This window comes from Streptomyces sp. NBC_00872 (assembly GCF_045161915.1).
Lineage (GTDB): Bacteria > Actinomycetota > Actinomycetes > Streptomycetales > Streptomycetaceae > Streptomyces.
In genome coordinates this window covers 3,050,454-3,070,622 of record NZ_CP108806.1, presented here as the reverse complement: position 1 = coordinate 3,070,622, position 20,169 = coordinate 3,050,454, and the positions used below count along the sequence as shown (strand labels likewise).

The following is a 20,169-nucleotide window of genomic DNA, read 5'->3' as shown; positions in this document are numbered from 1 at the left end:
CGGATCGCTACGGTGATGCACGTCGTCCTCGCGGCGACGCGCGTTCGGCCCTCCCGACTGCCCCCAGACCGCCCAGGCGGACGAGTGACGATGAGGATCACGTGATGAGTGAACCCGGCGAGTGGCTCATCTACCGAGGGGCCGGCGAACCGCACGGAGGCATCAGCCAGCTTCCGCCGCCACCGCCCTGGCGGGACTTCGCGGGCGGTGACGACACCTCGTCGAACGGCTCCGCCGACCGGCGGCTCGGCGGCTACCGGCACGAGGCGGAGCTGCACCGGCCGGGCGCGGAGGAGCTGGAGATGATCAATGCCGCGCTCTATCTGAGGCGTCCGCTGCTGGTCACCGGCAGTCCCGGCGCGGGCAAGAGCACCCTGGCCCACTCGGTCGCCCATGAGCTGGGGCTCGGCCGGGTGCTGCGCTGGCCCATCGTCAGCCGCTCCACGCTGCTGGACGGGCTCTACCACTACGACGCGATCGCCCGGCTCCAGGATGTGCAGATCGCCGCGCACCGGGCCTCGTCCGGTCCGGACGGCACGGGTGACGCCGACGGCACCGGCGGCAGCGGCACGGGCACCGGCACCGGCACGGGCGGCGCGGAGTACCGGGATCCGTCGGCGGACATCGGCAGCTATATCCGTCTCGGCCCGCTCGGCACCGCCCTGCTCCCCTCCGTGCTGCCCCGTGTCCTGCTCATCGACGAGCTGGACAAGAGCGACATCGACCTGCCGAACGACCTGCTCAATGTGCTGGAGGAGGGTGAGTTCGGCATACCGGAGCTGGAGCGCATCGCCGACCGGCTGCCCGACGGCGAGGCCGAGGTGCTCACCGACGACGGTACGAAGGTGAAGGTGAAGGGCGGTCGGGTGCAGTGCAAGGCCTTCCCCTTCGTCGTCCTCACCAGCAACGGCGAGCGCGACTTCCCGGCGCCGCTGATGCGCCGCTGTATCCATCTGGAGCTGGGCCGCCCCGACCATCAGCGGCTCGCCACCTTCGTACGGGCCCATCTCGGCGACGAGGCGGCCCGCGCGGGAGACGATCTCATCGCCCACTTCCTGGAGCGCTCGCGCAGTGAACTGATCTCCACCGACCAGCTTCTGAACGCCATCTACCTCACCGACGCCGCCGCCCCGGCAGGCCGGGACCGGCTCGCCGACCTGCTCATCCAGCGACTCGACCGGCCGAGGTGATGCGCTGATGCCCGACGTCACGGTACGGCACGGCCCGGACAGCGAGCCGGAGCCGGGACGCGGGCATGCCCCGGAGCGGTCTCCCGCCGACGGGAACGGGCCGCCGTACGACGGCGCGCTGCTCACCGCGCTCGTCGCCCGGCTGCGCGAGGCCGGTCTCGACCCTGACGCCGAACAGCTCTGCGATGCCATCTGGCTGGCGCAGCAGACCAGCGGCGGCCCGCCCGGCCGGCCCTCCGGCGGGGAGACGGAGGACGGACCGCGCGCCGGTTCCGAGCCGGCGGGCCCCGGACCGCTCGCCGTCACCCGGCCGGGCGATGAGGACCGTACGGGCGACGACGGCCCGGCGGACGAGCCGCTCCAGCGGCCGGAACCCCCGGACCCCGACCGGCGGATCGCGCTCTATCCCGTACCCCGCGACGGCGGGCCGCGGGTCAGGGCGGGCGGTGCCTCGGCGGCGCTGACCCTCGGTGTGCCCGCGGCGCCCGCGCTGCCCGCGCCGCTGGAACTCCAGCGCGCCCTGCGCCCGCTCCAGCGGTACCGTCCCGCGGCGCCGCCGTTGCGCCGTACCCTGGACGAGGTGGCGACCGTTGAACTAAGTGCCCGTGCCGGCGGGCTGATCATTCCGGTGTTCCGTGGGGTGTCCCGGGCGGACGCGCTCCTTCAGTTCGTCATGGACACCTCGTCGTCCATGCGGGTGTGGGAGCGGCTCTTCGGCGAACTCCAGCAGATCTTCGGCCAGTTGGGTGCCTTCCGGGATGTCCAGGTGCGCTATCTGCACCAGGGCCCCGACGGAGCGCCCGCCGTCAGCAGGAGCCCCGACCCGGCCGCCGCGCCCCTCAGCTCCGCCGACCGGCTCAGCGATCCGACCGGCCGCCGGGTCACCGTGGTCGTCAGCGACTGCGCCGGACCGCTCTGGCACAGCGGACGCGCCCACCGGCTGCTGCACCAGCTCGGCCGCCAGGCCCCCACCGCCGTACTGCAACCGCTGCCGCAGCGCATGTGGAACCGCACCCGGCTGCCCGTCACCTACGGTGTGCTCTCCCGGGGCGAAGGGCACGCGGGAGCCGCCGTGCTGAAAGTCAGCGAGGAGACATCGGCGGGCCCGGCGGCACACCCCGGCGCCCTCGCCATCCCCGTACTGCCACCGGTCGCGGGCGCGCTCGGCGCCTGGGCCCGGCTGCTGTCGGGCACCGGCGCGGGCCGGATCTCCGGCGCGGTCGGCTGGGTGCGCGCCGACCATCCGGCGGCGCCCCCGCCGCGCCCCGGCGACCGGATGTCCTCGCTCCAGCTCGTCAGCCGGTTCCGCTCGGCGGCCTCCCCGGTCGCCGGACAGCTCGCCGTCTATCTCGCGGCGGCTCCGCTCTATCTGCCGGTGATGCAGCTCGTACAGCGCACGATGCTGCCCGACTCGGGCCCCTCGGAACTCGCCGAGGTGCTGCTCAGCGGACTGCTCTCGCGCAGCAAGAGCGACAGCGCGGAGGACGGGCCGTGGTACGAGTTCGCCCCCGGGGTGCAGGAGGCGCTGCTGGGACCGCTGGGGCGGGACGAGGCGATGCTCGTGCTCAAGCACTGCTCGGAGTACATAGAGCAGCGGTTCGGCAGGGGCGGTCCGAACTTCCCGGCGCTGGCGCTGGCGCAGCTCGGCGACGGCAGCCACGGACCGCTCTTTCCACGCGGCAGCCTGGACGACGACGGCGCGTTCGGCCCTGACGGGCCCGACGGCACCGACGCCGGGGAGAACGGGGAGCCGGGCGGGGGCGGACCGCGGGTCCCGCATCCCTTCGCGGAGGTGGCGGCCCGGGTGCTGGAGCGCTTCATGCCGCTGCCTGAGCAGTTCACCGACAGCGATCCGGGCGGACCCGGTCCCGAGGACCGGACCACCAACGCCGCGGTGGAGAGCGCCCGTGTCCTTGTGCGCCAGTTCGAGTCCGACGGCATGGTCCAGTATCTGATCGACGCCGTACAGCAGCTCCGCGGTGCCACCGAGCGCGAGGCGCCGGGCGCCGCCGACCCCGAGCTGTGGGCCGAGACCGCCCGCTGTCTGCTGCGGCTGTGGGAGGTCCAGGGCGGCGGCGAGCTGCTCCGTGAGGCCGTACGGGCGGCCGAGCGGGCCGCCGCGCATCCCCGGGCCGTCCGTGAACGGGCCGTGCTGGCCCAGGTGTTGCACGCGGCGGCCGACGACCGGCGCCGGCGCGGCGACCGGCGGGGCGCGCTGGAGCTGCTGCGCCGCGCCGACCGTGAGTACACCGTCGCCTGCGCCGCGCCCGGTCTGGAGCCCGGCGAGGCGCTGCGGCTCACCCTGGAGCGGGTGCGCGCGCTGGAGGCGCAGTGGCGTCTCGGCGGGGACAGCGCGCTCCTCCAGGGCGCCATCGGCATGCTGGAGGCGTTCGCCGACGTCTGGCCCGATCAGGAGAACCGTCCCGTCGGGCTGCCCCTGGCCCACGGCCGCACCCTGCTGCGGCTGTCCGGGGCGACCGGCGACACCGAACAGGCACAGGTGTACGCGACCCAGGCCGCGCGGTCGCTGCGCAAGGCCCTCGCGCCGGGCTCGGGAGCGCACACCGTGTCCACCCAGGCCAGGATCCTGCTGGATCTGGTGGACGCCCTGCTGCGCTCCGGCGAAGGGCTTGAGGAGGCCGGAACCTTGATCGAACAGTCGCTGGCGACCGTACGGGACGAGCGGCTGCTCGCCTCGCTCAGGGCGCGCGCGGCGCGGGTGTGCCTCGCCCGGTACGAACGCTCCGGCGACCCCGCGGATCTCGAAGAGGCGGCCGAGTGCTTCGCCCGCGCGGCACGCGGCACCGCGCGTGACACCCGGGCCCACGCGGATCTGCTCGCCGAATGGGGCGCCACCCTGCTGCGCCGCGCCGAACTGCCCGACGGAGCGCCGTACACCGGTGCGGCGGTACGGGTGCTGCGCGACTGCCGTACGGAGACGGTGACGGGCACCGCGCGCCAGGCCGAGCGGCTGCTGATGCTGGGACAGGCGCTGATGCTGCGCCACCGGATCAATGACGACCGGGTGGATCTGCGGGAGGCCGAGCATCTCTTCGGCCTTGCGGCCCAGGAGGCGAACGAACCGCTGACCGAGGCCCGCTGCTGGCTGGAGCTGGGCCGCTCCCATCTCGACGCGTACCGGACCCTGCACCGGCCGGCCCGGCTGGACGACGCGGCCGAGGCGTTCCGGGACGCGGCGGACGCGGCCAGGACGGCGGAGGAGGAACTGGAGAGTCCGCAACTCCGGCTCCAAGCCGTCCGATTGCGTGCTGAGGCGTACCACTGGCGGGGTATGACATACGAGAGGGCCGGACGGCCCAGAGCCGCGCGTGAGGCATACCGGGCGGCCCGTACGGAATGGCGCAAGCTGCCGGACGGCGGCGGTGGGACGGCCGGATCGACCATGGAGCGACTGGCCGAGCTGGAGCGCTGAGCCCGGCGTTCCACGACAGGGCTACGGGGAGATGAGATGAGCGACGTGGTACACGGCGCGGCGGACGGGGTGGAGAACGCCGGGACGCAGGGCGGCGGGGCGCGGGTCGGCGATGCGCAGGGGGGCGGCGCGCTGCCCGATCTGCTGGCACTGGACCTGGAGACACTGCGGACCCTCGACCACCCGGTGCTGACCGAGGTGGTGGCGGATCTGCGGGGCAGGGCGGAGCAGCCACGGGAAATGCTGTGGGGGTTCAACAACGCTTTCTGAGAAGCGGTTTCGTGCACCGTTTCGGTCCGCGACACCGTTGAACCGGTCAACCTTGCCCGGCGGGGGTTTGCCTCCCCGGTCATCCAGGGAACCACGCCTTCGGCCAGGCGGCCCCGGCTGTCCCGGACAGACGGGCGGGGCCGCGCGGACGCCGTACATCATGGGGGTTACGGACGTGGCTCGACGGGGGAGTCCGCGCGGCCCGGCGTACCCGTATGCCGGGGCGCCCGGTTTCCGGACGCCCCGGGAGCCCGTTCCCTTCGGGCAGTTCATCGTCAAGGTGCACGGCCGGTGCAATCTCGCCTGCCGCTACTGCTATCTGTACGAGGGCCCCGACCGGACCTGGCGCGACCGCCCCGCCGCGGCCCCGCCCGAGGTCCTGGACCGCGCCGCCACCCGGATCGCCGAGCACGCGGACGCGCACGCGCTGGGCGAGCTCGCCCTTGTGCTGCACGGCGGTGAGCCGCTGCTCGCGGGCGCCGGCCGGCTGGCCGCCTTCGCCGGTCTCGTACGCGAACGGGCGGGCCGGGAGCGTACGGTCCACGCCACCGTGCAGACCAACGCCACCCTGCTCACCGAGCGCCGGATCGCCACCCTCGCCCGCCACTCGATACGTGTCGGTGTCAGCCTCGACGGCGGGCGGCCCGCGCACAACACACTCCGCACCGATCACGCGGGGCGCCCCTCCTGGCCCGCCGCCGCACGCGGCACGCGCCTGCTCGCGGCGCACCACCCCGAGGCGTACGCGGGCATCCTCACCGTCGTCGACCCGCGGACCGATCCGGTCGAGATGTACGAGTCCCTGCTGGAGCTCGGCCCGCCCGCCCTCGATCTCCTGCTGCCGCACGGGAACTGGACCACACCGCCGCCCGGTCTGCCCGCCATGGACCCACGCCGCCACGGCCCCGGCGTCAACCGCCCCACCCCGTACGGCGACTGGCTCAGCACGGTCTTCGACCGCTGGTGGTCGGCGGGCCGCAGGGAGACCCGGATCCGGCTCTTCGAGGAGTGTCTCGCCCTGCTGCTGGGGCTGCCCGCCGCCACCGAGTCCCTCGGGCTCGATCCCGTCAACGCCGTCGTGATCGAGACCGACGGCGCCATCGAGCAGGTCGATTCGCTCAAGTCCGCCTACGACACGGCCGCCGCCACCGGACTCGACATCTTCCGCCACTCCTTCGACGACGCCCTGAGCCACCCCGGGATCGCCGCCCGGCAGGCGGGCGCGGCGGCGCTCGCGGCCGGCTGCCGGGTCTGCCCCCTGCTCACCGTCTGCGGCGGCGGCAACTACGCGCACCGCTACCGCGCGGGGGACGGCTTCAGCCATCCCTCCGTCTACTGCGCGGATCTGGAGCGCCTGATCCGCCATGTGGCGGCCAGACTCGGCGAAGCGACCACGGCGGCGCGACCGAAGGCGATCCGGGCCGGCGCGACCGTTGCCGGTACGCCCCGCGCCGGTACGCCCCACGCCCACGCCGGTACGCCCCGCTCCGATGTGACCCGCGACGGTGTGACCCACGCCGGTCCGGCCGGGGCCGGGGACGAAGCTGTCGGCGGCGTCCACGCCGCCGCGACGACGACGGGAGACTCCCGGTGAGCCTCGCCGTTCCGGAGCCCGTGCTGCGTGAACTCGGCCGTACGGAAGGCGGATCCGAGACCCTCGGACTGCTCGTACGCGACCAGCACACCCGCCGTCTCGTCCTGCTGCGCGCCCTGCTCGACGCCGCCGAGGCGGCACCGCCCTCCCTCTGCCCGCCCGCGGCGCTCGACCGGCTCCGCCAGGACTGGGCGCTGCTGGAGGCGGCGGAGCGCGCCGACCGGGCCGCGGTGCGGACCGTACTGCTCTATCCGCTCGTGGGCCCCTGGGCGCAGAGCTGTCTGCGCGGCCTCACCGTCCCCGGGCCCGCCCCCGGACTCCCCGCCGATCTCGCCCACTTCAGCGCGCTCGCCGCCGCCGCCGCGATCCGCGCCCGGCTGCCCTTCACCACCCGGCTGACGGCGCACGACGGGCTGCTCGCGCTGCCGACCCTCGGCGCGCTGCGCACCGAACCGGGACCGACCGCCCAGGTCGACGCCGAGCTGACGGCGGACCGTGTGACGTTCCGCCAGGGCTCCGCCGCGCCCGTCACCGTACGGATCACGGCCGACGGCACACGCGCCGACGACCCGCGCTGGCTGCCCGTGGTCACGCTGCCCGCCGTACGGCCCGGAGCCGCGCCCGTACCGCTGGACGACCTCGATCCGTACCGCACGGCGGGCAGCGGTCTGGAACGGCACGGTCTGTCCGCCGTCACCAGCCTCGACGCCGGCGAACGCACCACCTGGGCCCGGTCCTGGGCCGGGGTGGAGCCACTGCTCCGTATCGGCGGACCGCACCGTCCTGCCGAGACGGCGGCCCTGCTGCACTGCGTGGTCCCGCTCGCCCCGCCGCCCGGCGCCGCGCCCACCGGTGAGGGCGCGGCACACTGCAGCGGCACCCGCCGCGAGGCGTTCGGTGCCGTTCTCAGCAGCCGGCCGGCCACCCCCGCCTTCTTCGCGTCCACGCTCGTCCATGAACTCCAGCACACCAAACTCGCCGCGCTCGCCGCCCTCGCCCCGCTGCACCACGAGGACGCGGCGCCCCGGCACTTCGCCCCCTGGCGCTCCGACGCCCGGCCCTTCGACGGACTGCTCCAGGGCGCCTACTCGCACATCGCGCTCGCCGACTACTGGCAGCGCTTCGCGCTCGCCGCCGAGCGGCTCTCCCACCGCGACCAGGCCTGGGCCGAACACGCCCGCTGCCGCGAACAGGTCGGCGCGGTCCTGCCGGTGCTGGCCGGCTCCGGGGCGCTGACCCCGGAGGGCCGTGTCCTCGTCAACGAGATGATCGCGATGTACCACCGGCTCACGGACACCCCTCCACCGCCCGGCCATCTCACCCGGGCGATGGCATATGTACGTACGGCGCGGATGATCTGGCGCCAAAGGAACGGAACGTGAAGCGGCGCGCACCGGGATGGAATCCCGGGGCTCCGGGGTATGTTAAAAGGGCGTATGACGATGCAGGGAGACGGCCGAATGCCCGCAGTGCGTAAGCCAGTTGGAGCAACCGGGCCGCAGGCTGTCACCATCAGTTTCGCGGGTTTCAACCGGCCCTGGGCGGCCTGGATCGGGGACCGTCTGGAGCGGCGCGGACTCCCGGTCGTCTACCAGCGCTGGGACCCCCCGGTGGAGACACCGCTGGAGGAGTCGCTGCGGGATCTGCTGCTCGCCCCCGGCCCTGTGCTGGTCATCCTCAGCGACTGGTACTTCCAGCTCGGCCCGCGCACCCACGACGAGTGGAACAGGGCGCTGCGCGAGGTCGTGGCCCCCGAGCCCGACCGGTTCGCCGCCGTCACCATCACCACCTCCGCGCTGCCCGGTGCCACCGCCGTCCTCGCCGCGGCCGATCTGACGACCCTCGGTCAGGAGGAGGCCGAGCGGCGCATCCTCACCCGTCTGGGCCTGCCCACCGATACGCACGCGGAGCCGGTGGACACCCGGCGCGGCCCCCGCTATCCGGCCGACACGCCCGATGTGTGGGGCGGGGTCCCCCGCCGCAATACGCGCTTCACGGGCCGCGAGCCCCTGCTCAACGACGCCTACCACGCGCTCCAGGCGGCCGGCAGCGGCGCCGGAGTGGTCACCCTGCACGGGATGTCGGGCGTGGGCAAGACACAGCTCGCCGCCGAGTACGTCTACCGCTTCGGCGCGGAGTACGACGTGGTCTGGTGGGTCTCCGCCGACAAGCGGGTCACCTGCCGGCAGAAACTCGCCGAACTCGCCCCGGCACTCGGCCTGTCCACCGGTGTGGAGTACGGCGAGCGGCTGCGCGCGGCGCGTGACGCGCTGCGCCGGGGCGACCCGTACAGCCGGTGGCTGCTCGTCCTGGACGGCGCCGACGAACCCGACCAGATCTGGGATCTGGTGCCGACCGGTCCCGGGCATGTGCTGATCACGGCGCGCAACCCGGAGTGGGGCGAGCACAACAGCGCCCTGCTGGAGGTCCCGGTCTACGACCGTGAGGAGTCGGTGGCGTTCGTACGCCGCAGGGCGCCCCGGCTGACCCACTCGGAGGCGGACCAGCTCGCGGAGGCGCTCGAAGACCTGCCGCTGCTGCTCGACCAGACGGCCGGCTGGCTCAACGACTCGGACATGTCGGTCGACGAGTACATCGAGCTGCTGAAGGACGGCATCGACCAGGATGTCGTCAGGGTCTCCGCCGACTTCCCGCTCGCCTTCCAGACCGGCTGGTCGATACTGCTCAACAAGCTCCGTGAGACGGTCCCCGAATCGGTCGACCTGCTCCGGCTCTGCACGTTCTTCGCACCCGGCGCCATCCCCGTACGGCTGGTACGGGACCTGCCGCCGGACACGCTCCCGGAGAAGCTCCGCGGACTGGTCGACGACCCGGTGCGGTGGGCACGGGCGATCGGCAAGCTGCGCCAGTACGCCGTCGTGCGCGCCGCCGGGGTCGGCGAGCGCGAGGTCCACGACTCGGTGAACGGCGAGGGTCTGGCCGGGGTGGCCGGTGACACGCTCTACATGCACCGGATGGTCCACCAGATCGTCCACCAGGACATGCCCTCGCAGGACCACAAGGAGTTCATCGAGGTCGTGCGGCGGGCACTGGTGCAGGCCGACCCGGGCCGGCCCACCGACACCCGGCTCTGGCCCCGGTACGCGGAGATCACCCCGCATCTCAAGTGGGCCGACGTACTCCAGAGCACCGACCCGGCGATGCACACCCTGATCCTCAACTGCCTGCGCTACATGTACCTTTCGGGGGAGTACCGGGCCGGGATCAACCTCGGCAGACGCGCGCTGGAGGCCTGGCGGGTCCTCCTCGGCGAGACCCATCCGAGGATCTGGGACCTCAGCTACCACTACGCCAATGTGATGCGCGCCGTCGGCGACTACGCCGGCACGGAGGTCATCGAGCGGGCCGCCGTCGAGCATCTGCGCGCGGAGAAGGGCCCGAAGGATCTGGAGCATCTGCGCGCGGGGGGCGGGCTCGCCGCGGATCTGCGCGGCCTCGGCCGGTACGAAGAGGCCTTCGAGATCTCCGGCTGGATCCTCGCGTCGTACCGCGAACTCCTCGGCGAGCAGGACTCCCGGACCCTCAACGCCCAGAACAACCTGGCCATCTCGCACCGGCTGCTCGGCCGGTACAACGAGTCGCTGGAACTCAACCGGCGCACCCTGGAGGCCCGTCGGCAGCTTCTGCGGCCACGGCACGCCTGGACGCTCTTCTCCGAGATCAACTACGCCACGGACCTGCGGCTGCTCGGCCGGTACAGCGAGGCCGAGTCGCTCCAGTCGCAGAGCGTGCGCGTGCACCGCATCGTGCTCGGCCGGGACAATCCGCAGACGCTGCGCGCCGAGCACAATCTCGCGCTGTGCCTCTACCGGTCGGGCGAACGCGGCAAGGCGGGGGCGCTGTTCACCCAGGTCCTGGAGAGCTGCGAGCGTGTCCTGGGCGAACAGGACCCGCTGACGATGATGTTCGCGGCCAGCCAGAGCTGCTTCGCCCGTGAGCACGGCGACATCGACCAGGCCATGGCCATAAGCGACCATGTGGTCGACGGCTATGTGGCGATGCTCGGCGAGGGCCATCCGTATGTGGCGGGCACCCGTGCCAACCACGCCCTGATCCTGCGCAACGTCGGGGAACGGGACCAGGCCCATGTGCTCATCGAGGACGCCCTCGCGGACATGACCCGGGTCGTGGGCGAGAACCACCCATGGACCCTGGGCTGCGCCATCAACGCCTCCGCGCTGCGCAACATCGTGCGCGACCTGGAGGGCGCCGCCGCGCTCACCAACGACACCATCACGCGTGCCACCGAGGTCCTCGGCCGTACCCATCCGCTGACGCTCTCCGCCCGTATCGCGTACGCGGCGGATCTGCGGGCCCTGGGGGACGCGCAGCGCGCCGAGAAGGCCGAGGGCGAGGCGCTGGACGACCTGGTGGCCACGCTCGGCGCCCAGCATGTGCACACCGTCGCGGCCCGGTCGCGTACCCGGCCGTACTGGGACTTCGAGCCGCCGATCATCTGACCGGTCCGAGCTCCGACGCGTCCCGCGCGCGGCGTGGCCGGGCCCCGGTGGGCGGGTTCGGGGAAAGTGCTGAAACACCGTCAAGGGTCCTGTAGAACAGGGCCCTTGGGCGGTGGAGGGGGGAGACGCATGACGGTCATCGTGGGTCCCACGGCGCCGGGGGAGGACGGACCGATCCCCGTCGTGGTGGACACGCGGAGGTACGAGGCGGTCCCGGCCGAAGGCCTGGACGCCGTGTACGACGCCGTGTACGAGGACGAGGACACCCGGGACGGCGCGGCCCGGCGGGTCTTACAGGTGGCCAGGGACTCGTACGGCGAGGGTCTCGACCTGGCGCGGCGCTGTGCCTCGCAGGCCATGCGCAGACTCGGCGACCTGGGGGAGGGGCTCCGCCCCGACGAGATCGAGTTACAGGTGTCGATCACGCTGGACGCGGGCGTGGCGGCGGTCGTGAAGGCCGGGGCCGAGGCCCAGCTCCAGATCACCTTCCGCTGGCAGCCGGGCGGTGCGGGAGCCGCCCCGGCGGGCGGACCGGCGGGCGGCGCGGCGATCGCTCCCGAGGGCGGCGCGGCGGGCGTACCGGCCCCGGGTACTCCGGCGGGAGCGACTCCGTGACGGGGGAGACCGACCGCGCGGGCGGCGCCGGACCCGTGACAGGACCCGAGACCGGCCCCGGCGCACCCGGTCCTGCCGCACCCGACCCCGGCGCGACCGACCCTGCGGCGACCGACCTCGCCGGACCGGAGGCGGCTCCCGCGCCCGTTCCCGTACCGGAGGCGGCCCCGGCAGCGGCCTCGGCCGCAGTGCTCGCGCCCGTATCCGTACCCGTGCCGGCCATCCCGATCCTCCCGTACAGCCGGGTCGTCGGACAGGAGGACCTCAAGCTGACCCTGGAGCTGAACTTCATCGCCCCGCGCATCGGCGGGGTGCTGATCACCGGCCAGCGCGGCACCGCCAAGTCCACCGTCGTCAGGGCCTTCGCGCTGATGTCCCGCGGCGAATTGCCCGTCACCCTGCCCATCAACGCCACCGACGACCGGGTGCTCGGCGGCTGGGAACTGGACGCGCTGATGCGCGGCGAGGCGCGAGAACAGTCCGGACTGCTCGAAGAGGCCCATGAGAAAGGGCTGTTGTACGTCGACGAGGTCAATCTCCTGGACGACCATCTCGTCAACATCATCCTGGACGTGGTCTCCACCGGCGTGCTCTCCGTCCAGCGCGAGGGCATCGCCGCGGCCAGGCATCTCTCCTTCGGGCTCGTCGGCACCATGAACCCCGAGGAGGGCGGGCTGCGCCCGCAGCTTCTCGACCGCTTCGGTCTCATGGTGACCGCCGCCGAACTGGACACCGAGGCGCGTTACCGCATGATCATGACGGTGCTGACCTTCGAGGAGGAACTGGCCGAGGAGACGTCCGTCTGGCGGGCCGACGCCGCGGCGGAGGGCGCCACCCTGAAGAACGCGCTGCTGGCCGCCAGGACCGCGCTGCCCGGGGTGGAGGTCGGGGAGAAGATCGGCAGGCTCTGCGCCGAGGCCGCGGGACGGCTCTCCGCCGTGGGCCACCGCGGCGAACTCGTCACCGCGCAGGCCGCCCGCGCCCTGGCCGCGAAGGAGGGCGCGGCGCGGGTCGAGCCCGGACATGTCCGCAGGGTCCTGCCGTTCGCCCTGCGCCACCGGCGGCCCGAGTCCACGCATGGCGGCACCTTCGAGTGGGGGCCCGACGACGACGCGCGCGTCGAGGACCTGTTCGGCTGACCGCGCATGCCCGAGATGCCCGAGACACCTGAGAATCCCCGGGACCAGACCCAGACCCAGACCCAGGCCCAGGCCCAGGCCCAGGCCCAGGCCCAGGATCAGGATCAGGATCAAGCTTCGGCCGCGGCCCAGGTACCGTCCCCGGCCCAGGTACCGTCCCCGGTCCCGGTCCGGACCCCGGCGCCCGCCCTCGGCTCAGACGACCTCGCGCGGCGGCTGCTGGCCGTCCTGGTCTGTGCCGCCGTCGAGCCCGGACTGCCCGGTGTGCTGCTGTTCGATCTGCCGCCCGAACTGACAGCCCCTGTCACCGAGGTGTTCGCCGGGCTGGTCGGCCGGGCCGCCGGAGCACCCGAGGGAGCCGACGGGCCGCACGGGGCCGTGTCCCTGACCACCCTCGGCGCGGCCACCAGGGACGAGGACCTCTGGATACGCCCCCGGCTGGCGCGCGGCCCCGACGGCATCAGCTTCACGCTCGTACCCGGCCCGCTCACCGAGTCGCCCGCCGGTCCCTCACTGGTCGTCGTGCCCGATCTCGCCCGGCTCAGCGTGTCCGGCATGCGGGCCGTGGTGCAGCTCCTCGGCGCCGACGTCGCCACGGTCGAGCACTCGGGGCTGCGGCACCGATGGCGGCCGCGCGCCCGCTGGCTGGCCGTCTGCCGCGCCGAGGACACCGAACGCGTCCCGCCGCATCTCCTCGACCGCTTCCCGGTCCGCCTCTCCGTCGCCGGACTCCGTACGCTCCCGGGCACCGGCACCGGCACCGGCACCGGCACACCACAGCCGGGCACCGACCCTCTCGGCGCCCCCCTCAGCCTCCCCCTCGGTGACCGCGTCACGGACCCCCTGGGCCCGCTCCCGGACGCCTGGCGGGCCGCGCTGGCCCCGGGGGCGTCCCGGCCGCCCCTCGCGCTCGCCGAGGAGCTCGCCCCGCGCGTACTGGAACTGCTCGGCCCCGACGCCGGCCACCGACGGGCGCTCGCGCTGGCCCGGATCGCCCGCGCGCTGGCCCGGCTCGACGGTGCCACCGAGGTCACGGCCGCCCGTGCCGACGAGGCCGCGCGGCTGATCGGGCTCCCCGGGGCCCCGCTCCCGTCCGTCCCCGTCCCCGCGCCCGGCCCCGGCCTCGTACCGCCGGAGCCGCCGCGCCCCGGCGACCGCCCCGGGCGCGCACCGCGCCGTACGGACCGCGGCCCCGACGGGCAGCGCCGGATGCCCGCGGGCCGGCCGGTGCTCGCGCCGGAGCCCGCGGAGAGCATCGGACCGGGACCCGCCCCGGAGCCGGGAGCGCCCGCCACCCCGTATCCGGAGGACCGGACCGCGCCGTCGGCCGAGTCCGCCTCCCTGCGCACCCCCTGGCCCCGGGCCGCGGGACCGGCCTCCACACGCGGACCCGTCATCGGGGTACGGCGCTCCCACGATCTGCGCGACCTCGCCTTCGTCCGTACGGCGATGGAGGCCGCCAAATACCAGGCGGTACGCGGGAATCCGGCGCGGCTGGCGATAGCGCCGGGCGATCTGCGCGGCTACGCGCGCGCCCCCGAGCCGGAGCGGCTGCTCGCCCTGGTCCTCGATCACACCTGCCGCTCCGGCCGGCGCTGGCGGGACGCGCTCGAACCGTTCCTCCAGTGGGCCTATGTCAGCCGGGCGTCGGCCCATGTGGTCGAGGTCGGCCGCAGGGACGCGGTGAGCGAGTTACGGGCCGAGTCGTTCGCCGCCCGCAGCGTCCTCGACCCGCGCATCACCGCCGCGCTGGTCCGGCCGCCCGGCCGCGCCACCCCGCTCGCCCACGGTCTCGACCAGGCGGCACAGGCCCTGCGCCGCGCCTTCCAGCACCACCGGGCGGGTCTGGTGGAGGCCTGGCTGGTCGTGGTCACCGACGGCCGGGGCAATGTGCCGCTGGACGCGAGCCGCCGCGGCCGTACGCCGGACGGCCCGGTCGGCCGCACGGGTGTCGAGGACGCCCTCGCCGTCGCGGCCCGGATCGGCGGTATGGACCGCACCCGGCTGCACAGCGTCGTCCTCGACCCGCTGCGCCGGCCGTACGCCGAACTGCCCCATCTTCTCGCGGACGCCCTCGGCGGCACGGTCATCGAGGGACGGGCCACCACCGAGGCGGTGACCGACGATGGGTGGTGACCCCCACCGGCTCACCCGGTGGCTCGCCGGCACGGCGGGCGCGCGGCTGCCCCGGGCGGCCCAGCGGCCACGCCGTACCCCCGTCCCCGTGGACGCCGAGCCGGGCGAGCCGGAAGCCCTGGGCGCGGCCCCGGTGGACCCCGGCGCCCGCCTCCCGCACGCGATGGCGGTGATCAGGGTCGAACGGGGACGCCATCCGAGCGGCCGGGAGGCGTTCGGGTTCAGCGCGCGCTGCGAGGGCCTCGCCCCGCTGCCGTACATCTCGGGCGCCACCCAGCTGCGCCCGCCCGCGATCGGCCTCGGCAACGCCCGCGCGGGCGGCGAGGCGCCGTCGGAACTCCTGCGTGCCATCCGCCGCTGGTCGGCCAATCAACGGCGGCTCGCCGACTGGATCAACCGGGCCCGCGCGGAGCACGGCGCCGAGCTGCATCTCCTGATCTGGGACGACACCGGATACGAACTCCCCTGGGAGACCCTCTGGCTGCCCGCCGACCCCGGACTCGGCCTGGCGGGCGGGCTGCTGGGCGCGCTGGTCGTCATGTCGCGCTGGACGACGATCCATGAGCTGGACCACGATCTGCCGCACGCCCCCGGCGTCTGCGCGGGCCGGGTGCTCGGCTACTTCCACCGGGAGATGCGGCACGACATCGCCGCCTTCCGGGACTACGCCCACCAGCCCCATCTGAGGATGAGCAGCTTCCTCGACGCCCTGGACGAGCACCCCGGTGAACCGACCGGACTCGTCTACATGGCCGCCCACGGCACCTACGACGAGCGGCTCAGCGCGCTCTCGCTCGCCGAGGTGACCTGGGCGGAGCTGGACGAGCGGGCGATGACCGTACTCCACGAGGACCGGGCACTGGTCTGTCTCAACGCCTGCCACTCCGGACGGTTCGTGGACAACGGCGCGGGCGGCGAGGACGCGCTGCGCGGCTTCGCCGAACTCTTCCTCCGCAAGGGCGCGGGCGGTGCCATTGTCACCGCGGGCAAGGTCGGGGACATCGAGGCCCGCGATCTGATCGGACAGCTGGTACGGGAGGTGACGGCGGAGCCCGAGCGGCCCGTGACCCATTCGCTGCGCGCCTTCAGGGCCCGTGCGCTGGACGACTTCGGCCCCCTGTCGGACATCCCCCGTATCCAGCATGATGACGGGAAAGTCGACAAGGACGGCCAGAAACGGGTCCTGCGTCTGCTCTACAGCTTCATGTTCCAGTACTACGGCCATCCGCTCACCACACTCCTGCTCACCGGCCGGCGGGGCGACGAAGGACCGGAAGGGGGCGGACCGTGACCAGTGCGGAGCGGCCCCTGCTGATCGAGCCCGTCGTCAGCCGGCCCCGTGAGGCGGAGGTGGGGCGCACGTATCTCGTCACGGTCGATCTGCGGGGCCCGCTCGGACTCGGCGGCGACGGCGACGGCGGCGACGGCCGTGGTTCCGGTCCCGGCCCCGAGTGGCCCTACCAGGACGAGGAGTTCACGTTCACCATCGGGCTCGACGGCTCTCCGCACTTCGTCTGTGAGGTGCTGGACGATCCCAGCGTCGTACTGCACCGCTTCGGCGGGACGTACGGACCGGCGCGCTTCGTCGTGACGGCGGGCCGTACGGCGGGTCCCGCCTCGCTGTGGCTGACCATCAGCAACCAGTGGGGGATGCCCGTACGCAAGGCCGAACTGCGCTGCCGGATCAGGGAATCGGGTCCCGGCGAGGGCACGGGCGTGGGCATGGGCGAAGGCGCGGGTGCGAGTGCGGGTGCGGAGATCGTGGGGTACCTGCCGGAGGCGCCCGGAGGCGTGTCCGCGCACACGCCCGAGGACACGCCCGACGACACGCCTGCGCGGGCTCCTCGGGAGGTCGAGGCGCCCCCCGGAGCGTCCGGGGAAGCGCCCGGAGCACCGGACACCCGGGACACCCCGGACGGGCCCACCGGCTCCTTACCGGAGGCTCCGCCCCGGCGCAGGCCCGGCAGACTGCGCGCCATCCTGGACCGGGCACTGGGCAATCCCGCGGAGTCCCGCCGCGGGGCGCCACGGAGCGAGGCCCCGACGAGTCCCCCGGCGGGACGGACCGGCGCGGAAGCACCCGAATCCGTGCCGGAATCCGAATCCGTGCCGGAATCCGGGACCGAGTCGGAGCCCGAACGCAGGCCCGAGCGCGGGCGCGAGCGCAGGCCCGCGCGCGGCCCCGAAGACTCCGGAGCCCTCTCAGACCAGGACATCCTCATCGTCTTCGCGGGTTTCGACCGGGCCTGGGCGAGCTGGATCGGGGACCGGCTGGAGCGGCGCGGGGTGCGTGTCACCCATCTGCGGTGGAACCCGCCTCCCGAGACCCCGCTCGCGGAGGCCCTGCGGGAGCTGCCCTCGTCGCGGGGCCGGATCCTGCTCGTTCTCAGCGACGCGTTCCTCCAGCTCGGCCCGCGCGGCCACGACGAGTGGAACAGCGCACTGCGCGAGGTGACCGCCGACCGCTCCGGGCGCTTCACGGCCGTCTCCGTCACCGGCTCCGCACTGCCCACGGCCACCTCGGTCCTCGCCCCGGTGGAGCTGATACGCCTGAACGCCGTGGACGCGGAGCGCCGGCTGCTGCTCGGACTCGGACTGCCCAGGGATTATCCGCCGGACAGGGCGGCCGGGCGCGGCCCCCGCTATCCGGCCGGCGTTCCCGAGGTGTGGGGCGGAGTGCCGCGCCGCAACATCCGGTTCACCGGCCGGGAAGAGCTGCTGGACCGGACCCGCCGGCTGCTGGCGGAGTGGGGCGAAACGTCCCGGGTGGTCCTGGTCGGCATGTCCGGGGTGGGCAAGACCCAGCTCGCGGCCGAGTACGTCCACCGCTTCGGCTCCGACTACGACCTGGTCTGGTGGGTCTCCGCCGACCGCCGGTCCATCCTCCGGCAGCAACTCGCCGACCTGGCACCCGTGCTGGGGCTGGCCACCGGGGTCGAGTACGGGGAGCGGCTGCGCGCGGTACGGGACGCCCTGCGGCGCGGTGACCCCTACGCGCGCTGGCTGCTGATCCTCGACGGAGCCGACGACATCGAGGCCGTCGCCGATCTGGTGCCGACCGGGCCGGGGCATGTTCTGATCACCTCCCGCCACCCTGACTGGGACAGACACCCCGGCGTCGTGGTCGAGGTGCCCGCCTACACCCGGGACGAGTCGGTCGACTTCCTGCGCCGCAGGGCCCCCCGGCTGACCCACGCCGAGGCCGATCAGCTCGCGGCGTCGCTGGGGGACCTGCCCCTGCTGCTCGACCAGACCGCGGGGTGGCTCAACGAGTCCGGCATGCCGGTCGAGGCGTACACCGAACTCCTGCGCGACGACCGGGCGGAGGACGCTGTCAGTGTCTCGGCCGACTTTCCGACGGCTTTCCGGACCGCTTGGGCGATCCTGCTCAACACACTCCGCGAGACCGTCCCCGAGTCCGTCGACCTGTTGCGGCTGTGTACCTTCTTCGCACCCGGCACCATCCCCGTACGGCTGATACGGGACCTGCCCCCGGAGGCGCTCCCGGACCGGCTGCGCCCGCTGGTCGAGGACTCCGAGAGGTGGGCGCGGGCGGTCGGCAAGCTGCGCGAGTACGCGGTGGTGCGCGTCCTGGGAGACGACGAGCGCGGGGGCCCGGATCCGGCGGGCGCCGTGGAACTCCCCGGCACGACGGGCGGTGATCCGCTCTATCTGCACCGGATGGTCCATCAGATCGCCCACCAGAACATGCCCCCGGAGGATCACCGGGAGTTCATCGAGGTGGCACGGCGGGCGCTCACACTGGCGGACCCCGGCAATCCGGCCGACACCCGGCTCTGGCCCCGGTACGCGGAGATCACCCCCCATCTCAAGTGGGCCGATGTGCTCAGGAGCACCGATCTCCCGATCCACACCCTGGTCCTCAACTGCCTGCGCTACATGTATCTCTCGGGCGAGTACGGATCCGGAATCCGGCTGGCCGAGCGGGCCATGGCCGGCTGGCGGGAACTGCTCGGCCCGACCCATCCGAGGATCTGGGACCTCAGCCATCACTACGGCAATCTGCTGCGTGCCATCGGCGACTACCACGGCAGCGAGGCCCTCGACCGCGCGGCCAGCGAGTACTGGCGCGCCGAGCACGGCGTCCGGAACCTGGAGTATCTGCGCGCGGCCGGCGGTCTCGCCGCCGATCTGCGGGGCCTCGGCCGCTACCAGGACGCCCTGGAGCTCTCCCGCCACACGCTCGGACTGTATGCCTCACTCGTCGGGGAGGAGGACGCCCGTACCCTCACCGCACAGAACAACCTGGGTGTGTCGCTGCGGTTGCTCGGACGGTACGAGGAGGCACTCGAAGTCGACCGCCGCACTCTCGCCATCCGGAGCAGACAGCTTCCGCCACGGCACAGCTGGACCCTCTACTCGGAGATCAACCAGGCCATCGACCGGCGGCTGCTGGGCCGTTACCGCGAGGCCGAGGCCATCCAGGAGCTGAGCGTCCGTACACACCGGCAGGTGCTCGGCGCCGACAATCCGCAGACGCTGCGCGCGGAACACAATCTGGCGCTCTGCCGCTACCACGCGGGTGACCGGGCCAGCGCCCGGCCGCTGTTCGGCGAGGTGCTGGCGCGCTGTGAGCGGGTGCTCGGTGAGGAGGACCCGCTCACCACGATGATCGCGACGAGCTGTGCCTGGGTGGAGCGCGAGCTGGGAGACCTGGACCTGGCGCTCACCCGGCACGAGGAGGTGGAGCGCCGCTACTCCGCGATGCTCGGCCCCGCCCATCCGTTCACCGTCGGAGTCCGGGGGAACAAGGGACTGACCCTCCTCGCCCTCGGCGAGCGGGACGCGGGCCGCGAGGAGATCGAGCGTACTTACACCGGGATGTGCGAGGCGGTCGGCGCCGGCCACCCCTGGGCCGTCGGATGCGCGCTCAACACCGCCGCCGCCCGTACCCGGACCGGCGACCACGAGAGCGCGGCACCGCTGAGCCGCGACACCGTGGAGCGGGCGCTCCGGGCGCTGGGCCGGGAACATCCGCTGACCCTCCTCTGCCAGGTGGGGCTCGCGGGCGATCTGCGGGCGCTGCGGCGGATCGAGGAGGCAGGGAGGACGGAGGAGGAGGCGCTGAACGGACTGGCGGCGACGCTGGGCGCGCGGCACCCCGTGACGGCCGGGGCACGGCAGCGTGTCCGGCCCCACTGGGACTTCGAACCGCTGATCATCTGAGCTGTCCGAAACGCTGCGTCCCCCGCACACGCCACGTCCCCCGCGTACGCCCGGGTCCCCGCACCGGACGGATCCGGATACGCCGGAGGCCCGGCCCCGCGAAGTTCGCGGAACCGGGCCTCCT

The 20,169-nt window shown here is 73.7% G+C and carries 11 protein-coding genes; all 11 read left to right on the top strand.

The features are described 5' to 3' along the window. Positions 1–104: 104 nt before the first annotated feature. The 11 genes from OG214_RS12960 (at position 105) to fxsT (OG214_RS12910) (ending at position 20,045) form a co-directional block, all read left to right on the top strand. Complete coding sequence (locus tag OG214_RS12960; protein WP_405984830.1) at positions 105–1,190, top strand: AAA family ATPase; 1,086 nt, start codon at positions 105–107, stop codon at positions 1,188–1,190. Between the two features lie 7 nt (positions 1,191–1,197). Next, positions 1,198–4,623, top strand: a complete 3,426-nt coding sequence (locus OG214_RS12955) for an SAV_2336 N-terminal domain-related protein (protein ID WP_405984829.1) — start codon at positions 1,198–1,200, stop codon at positions 4,621–4,623. Between the two features lie 36 nt (positions 4,624–4,659). Further along, a complete protein-coding gene (fxsA, locus tag OG214_RS12950; RefSeq protein ID WP_405984828.1) occupies positions 4,660–4,893 on the top strand; it encodes an FxSxx-COOH cyclophane-containing RiPP peptide in 234 nt (77 codons plus the stop codon). A gap of 160 nt (positions 4,894–5,053) precedes the next feature. Then, positions 5,054–6,487 (top strand): FxsB family cyclophane-forming radical SAM/SPASM peptide maturase, encoded by a 1,434-nt coding sequence (locus OG214_RS12945; RefSeq protein ID WP_405984827.1) that lies wholly within the window; start codon positions 5,054–5,056, stop codon positions 6,485–6,487. Next, positions 6,484–7,869, top strand: a complete 1,386-nt coding sequence (locus OG214_RS12940; RefSeq protein WP_405984826.1) for an aKG-HExxH-type peptide beta-hydroxylase — start codon at positions 6,484–6,486, stop codon at positions 7,867–7,869. The genes OG214_RS12945 and OG214_RS12940 overlap by 4 nt, the downstream gene beginning before the upstream one ends. A gap of 78 nt (positions 7,870–7,947) precedes the next feature. Further along, a complete protein-coding gene (fxsT, locus tag OG214_RS12935; protein WP_405984825.1) occupies positions 7,948–10,968 on the top strand; it encodes an FxSxx-COOH system tetratricopeptide repeat protein in 3,021 nt (1,006 codons plus the stop codon). Positions 10,969–11,097: 129 nt separating this feature from the next. Then, on the top strand, positions 11,098–11,583 hold the full coding sequence (locus OG214_RS12930) for a CU044_2847 family protein (protein ID WP_405984824.1): 486 nt from the start codon (positions 11,098–11,100) through the stop codon (positions 11,581–11,583). Next, on the top strand, positions 11,580–12,722 hold the full coding sequence (locus tag OG214_RS12925; RefSeq protein ID WP_405984823.1) for an AAA family ATPase: 1,143 nt from the start codon (positions 11,580–11,582) through the stop codon (positions 12,720–12,722). The genes OG214_RS12930 and OG214_RS12925 overlap by 4 nt, the downstream gene beginning before the upstream one ends. 15 nt (positions 12,723–12,737) lie before the next feature. Then, complete coding sequence (locus OG214_RS12920; RefSeq protein ID WP_405984822.1) at positions 12,738–14,858, top strand: hypothetical protein; 2,121 nt, start codon at positions 12,738–12,740, stop codon at positions 14,856–14,858. Beyond that, a complete protein-coding gene (locus tag OG214_RS12915; RefSeq protein WP_405984821.1) occupies positions 14,848–16,149 on the top strand; it encodes a CHAT domain-containing protein in 1,302 nt (433 codons plus the stop codon). The genes OG214_RS12920 and OG214_RS12915 overlap by 11 nt, the downstream gene beginning before the upstream one ends. Before the next feature lie 431 nt (positions 16,150–16,580). Further along, complete coding sequence (gene fxsT / locus OG214_RS12910; protein WP_405987490.1) at positions 16,581–20,045, top strand: FxSxx-COOH system tetratricopeptide repeat protein; 3,465 nt, start codon at positions 16,581–16,583, stop codon at positions 20,043–20,045. Positions 20,046–20,169: the final 124 nt, after the last annotated feature.